We start from the raw sequence: 13653 nt of genomic DNA on the forward strand, positions 1-13653 counted from the left end.
AAGGAATTTTATGAAATCTTTATTTTTTACACTTTCTATTTTACTTATTGCTGGCTGCGCCAGTGTAGATGAAAACTTGGTATTGAATGGAAAGTCTGCTGCTTCACTCGAAAACGATATAAACACCATCGTAGAATCTCTACCAAACAGGAAAAAACATGAGTTCATGATTGCTCTGCTATCTATACAGATGGATGTAACTCAAAGCCCATTGGCTTTTTTGGGTAACCCAGATGGCAACGCCGTAAATTACGAATTACTATCCCAGCACTTAGATGGCCTAAATTACAAGCAGGTGCTAGAGCTTGCATCTAAATCAAAAGCTTCGGTCGAAGTCTTAACAAATTGAATATAACAACTCAATCAACACTCTCACTACGTTCGCTGGGACAAAAATACGTAGGCTCTCAGCGCTTCGCTTGGTAATGTAACCAAAATATATTTGCCCGTTGTGTGGGTAAGACCAACGTTCAAATTGTAGACAAAAGATAAGGAGTTCTTTTTTAACATGAGTATTTGGCAAATTATTATTTTTATTGTGCTTTTCAGTCTAACGCTTCTACCAGTAATAATTGCGTTAACATCAAAAAAAGCCAAAGGGGTACACAAATTAGGTTGGTCTCTCGTTTCACTACTCTTTTCATGGCTAGGCTTTTTAGTTTATTACTTTTTTGTTGTCAGAGGTTTGAGTGAGCGCAACGTATAAAAAACCAATTAACCCACTTACTGTGTCCGTTACGGGAAAGTTTGGCACTATTTGGATTGAGGGCTTTTAAGCAAAACAAGCTGTTAAACAAGGCAGTCAAAATTGTTACGGCCTTCGGCCTCCATGGGGCCCCTTGTCAGTGCGTCGTTTTTTGCTGGCATTAGACATACGGAATTATCATGCACAGTACATTGTCACTTTCACAATACGTTAAAAAGCGAAATGGTCTTCCTTTGGGTGCAAGTCACTCTATGAGGAATATGCTTTCACGTTCTTTCGGTGCAAAATCTTTCCCCATTTTTTGGCACTATTGGAACCCAATTTGGAGCTATTATTTATCCCGCAATGTCATGCGACCGCTAGCCACTTATCTCCCTATTTCCCTTTCTATTCTTATCACATTTTTAGTTAGTGGTGCGCTTCATGATTTGGCGGTCTCGGTTGTAAAGTGGAAAACCATTGTATTTTTTACGCCGTGGTTTGGATTAATGGGCTTAATAGTTATAGCGTCACAAAAAGCAGGAGTATCGTATGGGCATCTTGCTTGGTTTGTTCGGGCATCAATCAATGCGTCTTTCATTTTTGTTTCGCTAGGGGTCACTTACTTTGTGGAGGCTATACTGTTGTGGATATAGATATTTCTTGGGGTGGCTATTATGCAAGCATCAGTGATGATAATGGTGAGATAACGTTGTTTCGGCTATTAGATTTCAATAGGGATGATTACCATATTGCAATTTATCAGGAGAAATTTCAGTCTATCCCGTCGCTGAATGAAGTTGAAGATTTGTCACCATTTATTCGCCACGTTCCATTAGATAGTAGATCATTACTGAACAACAAAAAAACTCTCTTAATTGGAAACCGTCATTTATCGAAATCAGATCTGGCTGGATATTTGATTTACCTAGAAAGCTTTGAAGTTCCTAGTGAAGATTTAGAGCTGTTAATCCAATCGATTCAGGAGTACAGCCAGGAGCCACCTCTTCAGTTAAGGCTAACTTTGGTTGAAGAAGAACTTCAAATTAGCAGAATTGAGTAGCAACGTGGAACTGCCTACCAAGCCAACAATTTGGGGAAATGGTTCATATGAGCCTTCAGCTAAATGCCCTAATTGCGGATTGATAATGTATCTTGGAAACCAATGCCCGCACTGCCATCATTGGCTATCTGATTTTGAAAAGCTTGAACACCACTATTTTTGGAAAAAACAAAAGAAATCTGCAATGCTAAAAGGCAGTGTACTATTTCCTGTTTTGCTTTTATTGTTGTACGTTGTTTTTACGCTAATTTTAGATTAAAGGCTGCTAGCACTTAATACCCCATGTATTTGTGCCCGTGAGTAGATGGCTATTTGCCAATACTTTTATATATTCAAACAAGGATGCTTCATGAATATCAGTGTAAATTTTATGTCTATCGTTTTATTAATTTTCACCATCGCACCAACTATCCTAGCTGTATTTCTAGCTCGAAAACAAAATCGCTCAATGTGGATTGCCGGATTAGTCACTTTCTTTCTTGGTCTGTTCACATGGATAGGTAGCTGGGTTTATCTTGGTCTCATGAATCTTATGAGCCCCAAGCAGGCTGTGACTGAGTAAAACTGTAAAATTTGGTAAGTTATTATCTAACTTACATTTCCTATTTCAAACGGACGCTATAATTCAGGAAGGAACCATTATGAAACCACTTTTAATATGCGGATTTTCGTTATTGTTTTTATGCTCTTGTGGAAGTAGTAGCGATTCGCCTTCAGTTGATATTGAAGAAGTTAAGTCTCTTCTTTTAGAAAATCAAAGTAAGTGGGATTCAGCTGCAATTATGGATTACTCATTTACTTACAGCCGCTCACCTGGAGACTGTCCAATGGCTGACGAATTACCTGCTATCGATATTTATGTAGAAGATAACATTGCCGTGTCCGCTTACTATAGTGGTACCAGCGAACTAGCAGATATAGAATTCGCTGTTACTATCAATGAGATATTCTCTGAATTTTTGAATATGGCAAATGAACAGCCCGTTAAATTCAGTAACGCCAAAGACAGTAATGCAATGCCCGACTTCGATATTGATTATGGTTTCCCACAGGCTGTGTACATTGATAAGAGCAAAGATACGTGTGATGCAACGTCTTATAGAATTTTAGATTTCTCGTAAATGCAATAAGTACTTAGCAATCCTAGGATTTAAATGGTTACCCTACGAAACTTCAATGACAATGATATTAATAGACTATTACACATCTTAAATGACGAAGCGGTTACCGAGTTCCTTTCTACTAAAATCCCTTACCCTTATACAAGTGCAGATGCTGCCTGGTGGGTTAATGAAGGCAGTCAATCTGGCATCATCAAAGCCATTTCTTACGATAATGTGTTGGTAGGGTGCGTTGGGGTTAATCGAGGGCAGTTTGAATATGAGCGCTCTGGTGAGATTGGCTACTGGCTTGATAAGCAGTATTGGCGTAAAGGCATAACCGCAGAGGCTATTCGACAAATGACAGATTTTGTCTTTGCCCATACCAATATTGTAAGAATTTTCGGCGCTGTGTTTGCGGGTAACCATGCCTCTATGCAACTGCTTTTGAAATCAGGCTTTAACGAAGAAGCTATACTGAAAAAGGCCATTTATAAAAATGAGCGCTTTTACGACAAGCATGTTTTTGCGAAGTTACTGATAAGTGAACCATCCCCTATCGAACAAACCTAGCACCGGTGTGTCTTTGCCGTTATACCGGTAACAATTTGGCAACAACAATATGGGCTAATCTGGCGTAGTGATGGTATAAATAGAGGTTATGTCATTGCGAAGACTGTTGTACTCGCAACTACCTGAAAAGATTAAGGGGCTAGAATGGATTTTTTACTCAATATTTTACTGTCAGTTGGGTTTGTTATTTTTATCATTTTTATTGTTGGTCTTATGGCCGCTAAAAAAATGAATTCGAAAGAATAATAACGGAGGATCACTCCCCCGTTATTGCTGCTATTTATTGTTAGGTACCACACTTAAAATGGTGCAAAGTTATCTAGTGCTTGAGAGGGTACTGTCCATCTTTCACGGGCATCAACATTAACGCCTTTCACACCTTGTGGAGGCATTTGCCCACGATTGCCATACAACCAGAGTACGAAATTAGTTCGCTCGCCACTGGTGATAGGCTGTGCCGTATGCGGTACGTTCCCACGGTGGAGCATAGCGCTACCAGGCTTGAACGTTAATGGGTTTACTTTACCCGCCTTCACATCATAAAAGTCTACTGTCGAGCCTGTAAATGTTTCTCCCGGTACATTTAAGTTAATATTCAGCGTTACCGCTGATGCATCGGTATGCGGTCTGATCGACGTGTCTGTATTTGGCTGATAGTGAATAGAAAAGCCAAAGGTTTGTGTGTCGTACCCCATAATTTCAGGAAACAGTAAACGAGCAATTGGGCGCATGTATGTGTCTAGCATCATGCGATAAAACGCTTGAAAACTTGGCGCAGCCAAATACCCTTCCGAGCGCTCATCTAACATGGCACCACGACGGTTTAACACTATACCGTAGGGTGGTCTTAACGCTATTTCTGCATCCCATACTTTTTCCAAATAGGCGCGTAGTTCAACCAAACGTTCAGGATCAAAGAATTGGAATTGATACACATCAGGCGATACCTCTTCCAAAAGTGCTTTTACTTCTGTTTCTTTTTCGGGATTTTCCCACGCTTGCATTACTGCGTTACGTAACTTGGCATCTAGCAAGGAGTCATCAAGGGTGAATAAGTTTTCTTTTTCACTTGCTTCCCACTCTTTCCACGCATTGCTCAGCAGCTGGTTGTTCGTATTCCAAAACTGTTGAACGGATGGTGCACGATGAAGCATGGCTTCGCGCGTTGGTAAATCTAAAGCACGTGCATGCTGTAATTGAGTAAACGTCATAATAAATTATCTCCAATGGCAAATGGGGGACTAGCGTTCTTCTTCAAAACGATTTCAAAACCGACATCAAACCGGATTCCCAAACCTATGCCTATAATCTATTACACCTGATTCAGTTAATAAATGCGGCTATTATGGAAACAGAATTAAGATTTGGAAGATAATTGCAAAGGAATATTCACTGAGATGATTTGCGATTTGCGCTTCAGTACCTCACTATTATTCCCACCACGGGCGTTGTCGGCTCAGCCGGATAGTTTTGTGAAAGGGGCGTACAAATGAAGTTTCTTATTTTCTTAGGCACGGTACGGGATAGCACACCACCTAGACCTGCTCGCCTTGGTGAACGTGTGGCAAAGGCGGTAATGGCCTGCTTACAGCTTCGTTACGACGAGCATGACGTAGAATTAATAGACCCGTTAAATTACCCTCTAGATGCCGTGTTTAAGCCCCATTTTGCTTTTGCAAAGGGTAAAGCGCCTGTGGAGCTAAATACATTGGCTGAAAAAATTGCTAATTGTGATGGTTATGTCATGGTTAGCCCCGAGTACAATCATTCCATGAGCCCTGCCCTTTCGAATCTACTAAATCATTTTGGTAGTTCGTTATTTGCTTATAAGCCAAGCGCTATTGTTACCTATTCCGCTGGGCAATGGGGGGGTATGCGAGCGGCGGTTGGCATGCGTACTTATCTTTCTGAGTTAGGTTGCTTGCCAGTATCGGCTATGATTCATATTCCTAAGGCGCAGGAAGTATTCGAAGCAAACGGAGAGATGTGTTCGGGGGAAGACCAATCATCGTGGTTTGATTATTTTTCTCGTACTTTACATCAATTGATGTGGTGGGCAGAAGCGGCCAAGCGCCATAGTGAAGACATTAACCCTCATAAGGTGATTAAAAACTTCAAAACCGCACCGTCAGAGCGCAATGCGCCTAAAGGTAAAGAGCGCAATGCGCCTTAAATTCAAAACGGGAATTGGAGCCAATTACCCAGCCCTTGAGTTGATGTGCTTTAAATTTGATTTACTACCGTGAATACCGCGAAGTAACACGAAACCTATCTACATCGCTTTAGCTTTGCTGTATAACAAGCCTCTTCTTACCTTGTCGAGCGCGCAGGAAACAAAATGAAAATATTAATACGTAATTTAGACAGACAAACTACACAAGAAGAGCTTGCTAGCTTATTTAAAACCTTCGGTTCTGTGCAGTCTTGCACGATTGTTGTTGATGAAAAAAGCGGTGCCTCTAAAGGGTTTGGTTTTGTAGAAATGCCAAAGCCAGGCGAAGCTAAAGCTGCCATTAAGTCGTTGAACAACCATGCGTTAGGCGATGCGAATATTCGTGTTAAAAAAGCAGAAGATAAACCTGAAACAAAGTAAACCGTAGCAGTGTAAAATCCACCAGCATGGCATCTCATTACAACTGGGATCTATAGCAAGCTGGGGCATATAAAGAAGTGAAGGTGTGTATGAATATAGAAATCATAAAAGCAGATTATTTTGACGACGCTCATAAAGAAGCTATTCCTTATTTGCTAAATGAATATGCGAAAGATCCTATGGGGGGTGCTGAGGCACTTTCTAAATACACCTACGACAATTTAGTCGATAAACTATCTACATTACCCCATGCCTTTAGCATTCTCGCTTTTGTTGGCGGCAAGCCTGCTGGGCTAATAAATTGCTTTGAAGCGTTTTCTACCTTTGCCTGCAAACCGCTTATTAATACTCACGATATCGCTGTGCTGCCCGAGTTCCGTGGTTTAGGACTTAGCCAAAAGATGTTAGATAAAGTCGAGGAAATAGCGCTTGAGAAAGGCTGCTGCAAAATTACGCTAGAAGTATTAAGTAACAACACTGTAGCAAAATCGGCCTATGAAAAGTTTGGCTTTACTAGCTATGAACTGGCAGAGGGCGAAGGCCACGCGTTGTTTTGGCAAAAGAAGCTAGGATAGCCTTTTAGTGGAAAACGCACTTTTAATTGTTACAACCCTGGTAGTTGGCCTTTTATGCGCCGCAGCACTTATCTTGGGCGCCATAGACTTATTTGCTAGGGCGTCTGAAAAAGGGGTGAAAGGAATTGTTATTTATGTGCTTTGTTGGTTGTTTCTTAGCCCTATTATTGCGCTAGTGTCATTGCTGGCAGGTTTTTACGTGCTATATCAAATAGTAGTGCTTATCTTCACAAAACGCGCGTCATCGTAACTTGGCGCGTCAAGCTCAGCCCTAGCAAAACCTAAGTTCCAGCCTAGCCCCATTTCCACCATACAAATAACAGTAAAAATCCAAACAAATACACTAAACCCACATAGCTCAGTAATGTAACCCACCAGCTGGCTTTTGCATCTTCATGCAATGCTGCGCTTTTAACTAAACGGTGATTTAGCCAGGCAAACATAGGGGTAGTTACAAAGGCCAATGTCATCGCAAACCCTAGCATAGCGAGTAACGCAGATTTGAAAAACAATACGATACTAAAACTGATGGCTGCCATTGCCAGTAGCACAGGAACAAATACTGCATCACGCGCCATCTTCTTTGGTAATACTAATGAAATAGCTTCGGCAATCACGCGGGCATAACCATCGTAAACCGTTAATGCTGATCCAAAAATACAAAGAAAGGCTACGATGGCAATAAGCCAGTGAGCCCAGTCGCCAATGGTGTTGGCATAAAGGCTGACCAATTGCTGTGAAAAGCCTATTCCTCCCGTTGCAAGCGTTTCGCCACTTCCGTGTAATACCAATGCGCCTAAACCTAGGAAAAGCAGGGCTAAAATAGTGGTCACCGCATAACCTAAGTTAAAGTCGAACAATGCATTTTTTGGCGTGACAGCTTGGGTTTTACATTGGCGTTTTAACCACAACGACGTGATGCTAGATATTTCTATTGGCGCGGGCATCCACCCCATGGTGACCACCAAAAAACCTACGGTAGCTAGCGTCCACGGAGAGGGAGACTCAAAGCTGGCTGGCGTAGGCTCTATATTTATAACCGCCGCACAAAAAGCGGCGATGGTTGCTAAAACCAGCACTCCCATAATGGCTTTTGCCACACCCTCAAGCGCTTCAAAGTGCCCTGCCAGTAAGATAAATAAAATGGCACCGAGAATAGCCGCAGAGGCGATAGCAATAGATATATTGAAAGGGAGAAAATAAGAAAGCAAGCTTGCTGCAAAAAGCAGTAGCGCTGCTGCGTTCACCACAGATGCTAAAGCATTTAAACACAGCGCAACAATAAGGTAGCCCTTACCCATTTGATGATAGCCGTATTGCAGGGTTTGCTTAGTGCTGATGGTATAACTAACACCGGCGCGGAAAAAGGGGTACTTAAGCACATTAACCGCAAGAATAAGTACTACTAACTGCCAACCGAATTTCGCGCCAGCTTGCGTTGATGCAACAAGATGGCTTCCGCCAACAGCGGCTGTGGCCATTAATACGCCTGGACCAAGTAACTGCACCATGCGAATGAAGCGTTGATATTGTGTGAGTGAAATACTGTGACTCAATCCCTTTCCTTTAATCACAAACTGCTAGAAGCGGTTACGGAGTATACCTATTCCCGTCACAAAATTGCGAGCTTCCAACAGTATTAGATTAAAATGAATAAGAATTAGAACTTATAAAGCGCGCCGGTAAATACAAATTGGCTATCATCTGGGTAATCGCCGCGCTCGAAGCCATCACCTTTAAGCAAATAAGCCGCACCAACGGCAACCCTTAACGAAGGTAGTATCTGCCAGCGCCATCTTGCTTCTACCTGATGCCCAATAAAGTTATCGACAGATTCTGGTGCTTTTTGATACCACATGGCCTTGTAGCTCACCATGATGTTGTGTTCTTTCGTGGGTTTGGTCACACTTCTTGCCCCTACCGTATACAAGTTTCTTCTGGGCATTGCTTGGTAAACATCTGTTGGGCCAAAATCGAAACGCCTAACACCATACAGGCTATCAAAGTCTGAAATGGTGTTATCTGAACTATCATTATCGCCGCTAATTGCATCTATTTCGCCACGTAAGAATGTATGATGGGTAATTTTCTTGCCCACGTTCGCATGAAGTAGCCAGCTTTCTACGTCTAATTCTGTCGTGTCGCTTGCACTTGCCGTTTGATGTGATGTGCCGGTTTGTCCAATGACTTCAATATTCGCTTTCCAGGTATCAGCAAAGAGTTTTGTGTAATCAACCGAAAGTGTGTACAAATCGCGATTTTTCGTGGCAAGCTTTGCTGAGTCTTCTTCTTTTAACCAGTAACTCTGTAGCTTCACGTTTTTATCAGGTGATGTAATATATAAACCGAAAAACTCACGCTCACTGTAACTTTTGTCAAAAGCGCGTTCTGCATCAGCAACTGCACCGCTGTCGCTAGGGAGTCGGCTGACCGGCAGTAAGTAAAAACCTCGAATGTTCCAATCGCTAACTTGGTAATCGACCAATACGCCATCGAAAGCATTTTTTGTATTGCGGTACACGCCTTGGCCTATAAGCCTGCGACTACCGTGATCGAAGGTAACTCGCCCTGCCGTGATCCCTTTTAAGTATTTGCTATCTTGGGGCGTGTAGCGCGCGAAAAACTGTAAAGGCTCTAAGGTATTCACCTGTGATGATTTCAACGTAGGGTCGTTATCATCTAACCATACACGGGAATCGGCTAATTCAAGGGTGACATTGAATACATCCCAATTAGCTTCCGTTTTAAGTAGCACACGAGATGACACACGCCGATTCACTTGGTCTCGCGTTTCGCTTGAAGCCGGGAATATAGGGTTATTTAGATGTTCATAACGAAGACGCCATGAACCGCTTACATCGAAGTTAAGGTCGCTTGCAAACGAAGGAGCTACCGTAGCGCCTATCGCGCAAAACGCGATTGATAATTTTACAAGACCAGCATTAACACATTCTATTGTTGCGCTTTTTGACCAACCTAATTTCATTTCTATACCTCTTTTGTCCAAAGACGTCACCCGCTCTCACGAAACGAAGTATAGAAGGTTGTCGGAAAAATGCTTTATCTCTTTGGTCTATGTATTTGTGATGTGATAACTATTTAAAAGTCTAAATGCAAAGCAATAAAAACTAGACTACCCTTTGCACAGTTGTTCAATAACTAGACTTGCAATTACTAAGCTAGGGAAAATACGCCATGTTGAATTTTGATAATTTATCTGTCAGGCAGAAGTTTGCAGTACCGTTGAGCTTTGTTGCCATTTTAGTACTGGTTGTAAGCACAATAAGTATCAATAACAGTCGATATTTGGCACACAATACTGAGACACTTTCTACGGTCTACACCCAATCAATCAGTATCGCCCTGAATGCTGATCGAGATTTATATCAAGCCCACTCAGCGCTGTTAGAACTTATGCTTAATCGCTCTATGAATTCAGCATCTATCAGTGATCACCTTGCCGACTACGAAGAAAATGCTGAGCAAGCAAAAGCGAGAATGATTGAGGTAAAAAGTTTAATAAAAGATTACCCTGAAATGCTCAGCGTCACGCGAGACTTCACCCAAGATTATCAAAACTGGATAGCGTTAAACCAAACGGTCATAGAGCAAATTGAAAATGGGAATATATCAACGGCGGCCCAACGTTATCGCACCGAGGGCATGGAATTATTCGAAACGCTGCGTGGAAACTATGACCGTATCGGTGAAGCGGTTAAAACACAATCTGATGAAGTCACTCAACAAAGCTTAGATTCAAATGCGCTCCAGACTTGGTTTCTCATTATTGCTATCGTGCTTGCGGTGCTTGCTTGTATAGGAAGTATTATTGTAGGCCCACGGCTTGTTACCCGACGCATTCAAATTCTGAAAAATATGCTGGTTTCTATTAGCGAGGGCGAAGGTGATTTAACCCAACGTTTAAACACTGATGGGAACGATGAAATTACTGATGTAGCCGTAGCTTTTAATCATTTCATGAATAACCTACAACGACTTATCACCATGGTGAAAGCAGATGCGCAATCGTTAGCCGACGCACAATATTCACTAATTAGTGCAGCCGATGCGACAAACACTATTTCGGGTCAGCAGAGCGAAAACCTAGATCAAATTGCGACTGCGGTTACCGAATTGAGTCATGCACTTCGTGAGGTCGCCAATAGTACGCAAGGCTCACTATCAGAAACGCAATTGGCAAACGATGAAGCTCTTGCTTCCCAAGATGCGGTAACACAATCTACTGAAAGCATTTCACTGATGTCAGGAACCATTAGCAAAGCCAGACATGTTATTGAAGAATTAGCGAAGGAAACGACAAAAATATCTTCTTTGTTAGGGGTTATTCGTGATATTGCAGATCAAACTAATTTGCTAGCACTAAACGCTGCGATTGAGGCAGCCCGTGCCGGAGAGCAAGGCAGAGGGTTTGCTGTTGTGGCAGATGAAGTGCGCTCTTTAGCAAACAGAACTCAACAAGCAACAGGCGATATTAATACTATGCTGATTAACCTTAACAAGGGCGTAGATGAGGCGGTGGACTCAATAAACAGTGGTGCAGCACAGGTTACTGATGTGGTGGATTTATCCTCAGCACTTTCTGAGCGATTACTTAAAGTGGTAGAGGCCGTGAGTGGCGCTAATGACGGCATCTATCAAATAGCCTCGGCTACTGAACAGCAGAGTCAGGTAGTTGATAGCGTAAACGAAAATATTTCTTCACTGAATACCCTTACTCAAAAAGCAGTACAGACTGTTTCTAGGTCTAGCGAAGCCAGTGAGAATGTTAATAAAGTATCCAATAGCTTAGGACAAAATGTAGGACGTTTTACGGTATAGACGCAGCTTAGGGCTGTTTCTCTACCCATTCACGTATAATGAAAAAGGAGAGCATGCTCTCCTTTTTAACGCCTTTGTGCCTACCCTGTAGCGGTTAGCGCCTAGAAGTAAATGTTTACCCGTTAACGTCTATCGAAGTTAACTGGCTTTTTGGGATCTTGATAAAAGCCATCTTTTAATAACCGTTTGAAACGGGTTAACTTTCCATCCAGTCTCAACTCTTCTAAACCCTTATTAAAAAGCTCAATAAGTAACCTGTCGTCATTTCTTCCTTTCGCAACCAATAAGTGCGTTGTTACGGTGGAAATAAACGGATCGATAGGCTTGACGGCCTGACGCTGTTCATCTGAGAAGTCGCGTTGAAGCAAGTACCAACCCGTTAAATCATCAATGGGAAACAAATCAATTTCCCCGCTCACTAAGGCTTCAAGGTTCTCTTTATCGGTAGCGTAGGTGGTTACCGATGGGGTATTTTCAATATAAGTGGCCAACTCGTTATTGTACAAATAGCCTTCTGTCACCCCCATTTTTTTATCTTTCAGTTCGTCGAAACTTGACCATGACGCTATGTCAGACTTCCTATTAACGTAAAAAACCAGGCTTTCCGCTGTGATTGGGTCGCTATGCCAGAATTTTTCACCACGCGCGCGCACGAAGTTACCGTAAGACAGCGCATCAAATTCACCATTCAATGTGGCTTCTACGGCTTCATCCCACGGCATTGATACAAACTCAACCACCACACCTGTCTCTAAAAAAGCCTGTGAAATAATGTGGTTAATATACCCTTTATGCTCCATTTCAGATGAGGTGTAAGGCGCATATTCTGTGGTAGCAATTTTAATTTTTAACCAAGCATGCCCCCAACTTTGCAGTGGGACTAACGCCAATAGTAATGTGAAAATAGCCAATAAACGCATAATCTTACCTTAGAAATAGATACCTAAATTAATATTCAATCTGTGTGTTGTTTCTTGGCGACCACCTAGGTCTAAGCCCACGCCTGGACCACCAGAAAACCACATGTTTTTCCCTTGAATACTATCTACATATACAAATAATTTGTCCCAGCCAAAACTACAACCGTTTATCCACTGCGATGAATCACGGCCTGATGCTTCATCACCCTGCGCCACGCTGTACTCGGTGTAACATGTTAGCGAGTCAATACGAGTAAATTTATAAGGTACCGAATACACCAAATTCGCGGAGTACGTCGACCCATCGGCTGCCGCTAAGAATGGAAACGTAAACGCAGAAAGCGAAATTCTATCTGTGGCTTGGCCTTCCGGTGCAGCTAAGTCGTACTCATAATCAATGTATTGTAGTTCTACTTTAAAATCACCTTGCTGGTGGCGCACGTGAACCGCATAAGCCGTCATGTCGCCATCTTCTAACGTATCTAAGTTTAAGATATCGCCATATTGATAAGACACACCAATGTCGGTGGTACTTCTTGGCAGTAGTTTCGCTGTATAGTTTGCACGTAAGTTGTATTGGCCATCTTCTTGGTTACGAAACTCACCATCATCAGCCACATCGAATGAGTAACGGCCAAATTCAGCGGCATCGTTATATTCATCATTCATGAAGTAAGCAGCTTGAAAGTCCCAATTGCCGTAATCGTGATTTATCTTAATACCGGCTTCATAATCATCTTCAAAGCCTAGGTAGTAATTAACCGAAAACCAAAAGTTGTTTGAACCAAAGGGCTGCAAGCCAAAAGGGGTTTGTGTTATACCGGCGGTGATGTCGGTGGATTCATCCCAATGGTAGGTAAGTTCGGCAAAGCGAATAGTGTCGAAATCGGTATTCTCGTACCATCGGTATTCTGCTTTGTAGCTAAACTGATCTGACTCGCCAGCGACACCTAATTTGATAGACTCAAATTCGAATCCGTCTCTTATTTCAGGGAGTTGCCAATCTTGATGGCCATAGTTAACTCTTACGTGGCCACTAAGTGTAAAAGGGAGCTCATCTGCCTGCACTGCTAAAGAGTTGCTGCCTAGTAGCGCGGCTAAGGAAAGTAGTGGAAGTTGTCTGTTCATTCCTTGTCCTAATGTCAATTTGCTCACAATCTGGACCACTCCGTCTTGGAGACCCTCGTTGTGATATATATTCCTTCAGTACAAATTATATAGAGTGAACCTTACAAAAAGATCATTGTCGTACACGAAATATGTAAAGTAAGATTGTCGATGAAGCACATTTCATTTGCGTTAAAT

The 13653-nt window shown here is 42.2% G+C and carries 16 protein-coding genes; 11 read left to right on the plus strand and 5 right to left on the minus strand.

The genetic code is table 11. The features are described 5' to 3' along the window. Nucleotides 1–10: 10 nt before the first annotated feature. The 6 genes from R1T43_RS18075 (at nucleotide 11) to R1T43_RS18100 (ending at nucleotide 3421) form a co-directional block, all read left to right on the plus strand. Nucleotides 11–349, plus strand: coding sequence for a DUF6694 family lipoprotein (locus tag R1T43_RS18075; RefSeq protein ID WP_211068902.1), 339 nt, complete (start codon nucleotides 11–13; stop codon nucleotides 347–349). Nucleotides 350–885: 536 nt separating this feature from the next. After that, nucleotides 886–1341: an acyltransferase gene (locus R1T43_RS18080; protein WP_317350769.1), complete on the plus strand. Its 456-nt coding sequence runs from the start codon at nucleotides 886–888 to the stop codon at nucleotides 1339–1341. Then, nucleotides 1332–1748 (plus strand): hypothetical protein, encoded by a 417-nt coding sequence (locus R1T43_RS18085; RefSeq protein WP_317350771.1) that lies wholly within the window; start codon nucleotides 1332–1334, stop codon nucleotides 1746–1748. Before R1T43_RS18080 ends, R1T43_RS18085 begins: the two co-directional genes overlap by 10 nt. 349 nt (nucleotides 1749–2097) lie before the next feature. Beyond that, the gene (locus tag R1T43_RS18090; protein ID WP_211068905.1) at nucleotides 2098–2310 is read left to right on the plus strand and encodes a hypothetical protein; all 213 of its coding nucleotides are present in this window, start codon (nucleotides 2098–2100) and stop codon (nucleotides 2308–2310) included. Nucleotides 2311–2389: 79 nt separating this feature from the next. Next, entirely contained in the window at nucleotides 2390–2869 is a 480-nt protein-coding gene (locus R1T43_RS18095; RefSeq protein ID WP_211068906.1) for a DUF6174 domain-containing protein, read from the plus strand. A 33-nt stretch (nucleotides 2870–2902) separates the two neighbouring features. Continuing rightward, on the plus strand, nucleotides 2903–3421 hold the full coding sequence (locus R1T43_RS18100; RefSeq protein WP_317350774.1) for a GNAT family protein: 519 nt from the start codon (nucleotides 2903–2905) through the stop codon (nucleotides 3419–3421). Between the two features lie 299 nt (nucleotides 3422–3720). Here R1T43_RS18100 and R1T43_RS18105 read toward each other — a convergent pair whose 3' ends face one another. Next, nucleotides 3721–4632 (minus strand): 2OG-Fe(II) oxygenase family protein, encoded by a 912-nt coding sequence (locus tag R1T43_RS18105; protein ID WP_317350776.1) that lies wholly within the window; start codon nucleotides 4630–4632, stop codon nucleotides 3721–3723. Between the two features lie 278 nt (nucleotides 4633–4910). On the opposite strand from R1T43_RS18105, the gene R1T43_RS18110 reads away from it, so the two are divergent. The 4 genes from R1T43_RS18110 (at nucleotide 4911) to R1T43_RS18125 (ending at nucleotide 6839) form a co-directional block, all read left to right on the plus strand. Further along, on the plus strand, nucleotides 4911–5594 hold the full coding sequence (locus tag R1T43_RS18110) for an NAD(P)H-dependent oxidoreductase (protein ID WP_317350778.1): 684 nt from the start codon (nucleotides 4911–4913) through the stop codon (nucleotides 5592–5594). A gap of 165 nt (nucleotides 5595–5759) precedes the next feature. Further along, nucleotides 5760–6014 (plus strand): RNA recognition motif domain-containing protein, encoded by a 255-nt coding sequence (locus R1T43_RS18115; protein WP_057794205.1) that lies wholly within the window; start codon nucleotides 5760–5762, stop codon nucleotides 6012–6014. Nucleotides 6015–6103: 89 nt separating this feature from the next. Next, complete coding sequence (locus R1T43_RS18120; protein ID WP_317350780.1) at nucleotides 6104–6589, plus strand: GNAT family N-acetyltransferase; 486 nt, start codon at nucleotides 6104–6106, stop codon at nucleotides 6587–6589. 7 nt (nucleotides 6590–6596) lie between these two features. After that, nucleotides 6597–6839, plus strand: coding sequence for a hypothetical protein (locus tag R1T43_RS18125; protein WP_317350782.1), 243 nt, complete (start codon nucleotides 6597–6599; stop codon nucleotides 6837–6839). Nucleotides 6840–6882: 43 nt separating this feature from the next. Here R1T43_RS18125 and R1T43_RS18130 read toward each other — a convergent pair whose 3' ends face one another. Both R1T43_RS18130 and R1T43_RS18135 read right to left on the minus strand, forming a co-directional pair. Then, the gene (locus tag R1T43_RS18130; protein ID WP_410548981.1) at nucleotides 6883–8145 is read right to left on the minus strand and encodes an NRAMP family divalent metal transporter; all 1263 of its coding nucleotides are present in this window, start codon (nucleotides 8143–8145) and stop codon (nucleotides 6883–6885) included. A gap of 104 nt (nucleotides 8146–8249) precedes the next feature. Continuing rightward, nucleotides 8250–9575 (minus strand): alginate export family protein, encoded by a 1326-nt coding sequence (locus R1T43_RS18135; RefSeq protein WP_317350784.1) that lies wholly within the window; start codon nucleotides 9573–9575, stop codon nucleotides 8250–8252. Between the two features lie 209 nt (nucleotides 9576–9784). Between R1T43_RS18135 and R1T43_RS18140 the strand changes: the two genes are divergently transcribed. Next, the gene (locus R1T43_RS18140; RefSeq protein ID WP_211068914.1) at nucleotides 9785–11428 is read left to right on the plus strand and encodes a methyl-accepting chemotaxis protein; all 1644 of its coding nucleotides are present in this window, start codon (nucleotides 9785–9787) and stop codon (nucleotides 11426–11428) included. A gap of 122 nt (nucleotides 11429–11550) precedes the next feature. Here the strand turns inward: R1T43_RS18140 and R1T43_RS18145 are convergent, their stop codons facing one another. Then, nucleotides 11551–12348, minus strand: a complete 798-nt coding sequence (locus R1T43_RS18145; protein ID WP_317350787.1) for a substrate-binding periplasmic protein — start codon at nucleotides 12346–12348, stop codon at nucleotides 11551–11553. Nucleotides 12349–12357: 9 nt separating this feature from the next. Beyond that, nucleotides 12358–13476 (minus strand): hypothetical protein, encoded by a 1119-nt coding sequence (locus R1T43_RS18150; RefSeq protein WP_129736166.1) that lies wholly within the window; start codon nucleotides 13474–13476, stop codon nucleotides 12358–12360. Between the last annotated feature and the right edge of the window lie 177 nt (nucleotides 13477–13653).

It is taken from the genome of Alteromonas sp. CI.11.F.A3 (genome assembly GCF_032925565.1).
Lineage (GTDB): Bacteria > Pseudomonadota > Gammaproteobacteria > Enterobacterales > Alteromonadaceae > Alteromonas.

Bases quoted from the DNA above. Each gene is read 5' to 3' on its own strand.
- R1T43_RS18115 (WP_057794205.1), top strand. From the start codon at position 5,760: ATGAAAATATTAATACGTAATTTAGACAGACAAACTACACAAGAAGAG.
- R1T43_RS18080 (WP_317350769.1), top strand. From the start codon at position 886: ATGCACAGTACATTGTCACTTTCACAATACGTTAAAAAGCGAAATGGT.
- R1T43_RS18110 (WP_317350778.1), top strand. From the start codon at position 4,911: ATGAAGTTTCTTATTTTCTTAGGCACGGTACGGGATAGCACACCACCT.
- R1T43_RS18100 (WP_317350774.1), top strand. From the start codon at position 2,903: ATGGTTACCCTACGAAACTTCAATGACAATGATATTAATAGACTATTA.
- R1T43_RS18095 (WP_211068906.1), top strand. From the start codon at position 2,390: ATGAAACCACTTTTAATATGCGGATTTTCGTTATTGTTTTTATGCTCT.
- R1T43_RS18120 (WP_317350780.1), top strand. From the start codon at position 6,104: ATGAATATAGAAATCATAAAAGCAGATTATTTTGACGACGCTCATAAA.
- R1T43_RS18140 (WP_211068914.1), top strand. From the start codon at position 9,785: ATGTTGAATTTTGATAATTTATCTGTCAGGCAGAAGTTTGCAGTACCG.
- R1T43_RS18145 (WP_317350787.1), bottom strand. From the start codon at position 12,348: ATGCGTTTATTGGCTATTTTCACATTACTATTGGCGTTAGTCCCACTG.
- R1T43_RS18105 (WP_317350776.1), bottom strand. From the start codon at position 4,632: ATGACGTTTACTCAATTACAGCATGCACGTGCTTTAGATTTACCAACG.
- R1T43_RS18090 (WP_211068905.1), top strand. From the start codon at position 2,098: ATGAATATCAGTGTAAATTTTATGTCTATCGTTTTATTAATTTTCACC.
- R1T43_RS18150 (WP_129736166.1), bottom strand. From the start codon at position 13,476: ATGAACAGACAACTTCCACTACTTTCCTTAGCCGCGCTACTAGGCAGC.
- R1T43_RS18075 (WP_211068902.1), top strand. From the start codon at position 11: ATGAAATCTTTATTTTTTACACTTTCTATTTTACTTATTGCTGGCTGC.
- R1T43_RS18135 (WP_317350784.1), bottom strand. From the start codon at position 9,575: ATGAAATTAGGTTGGTCAAAAAGCGCAACAATAGAATGTGTTAATGCT.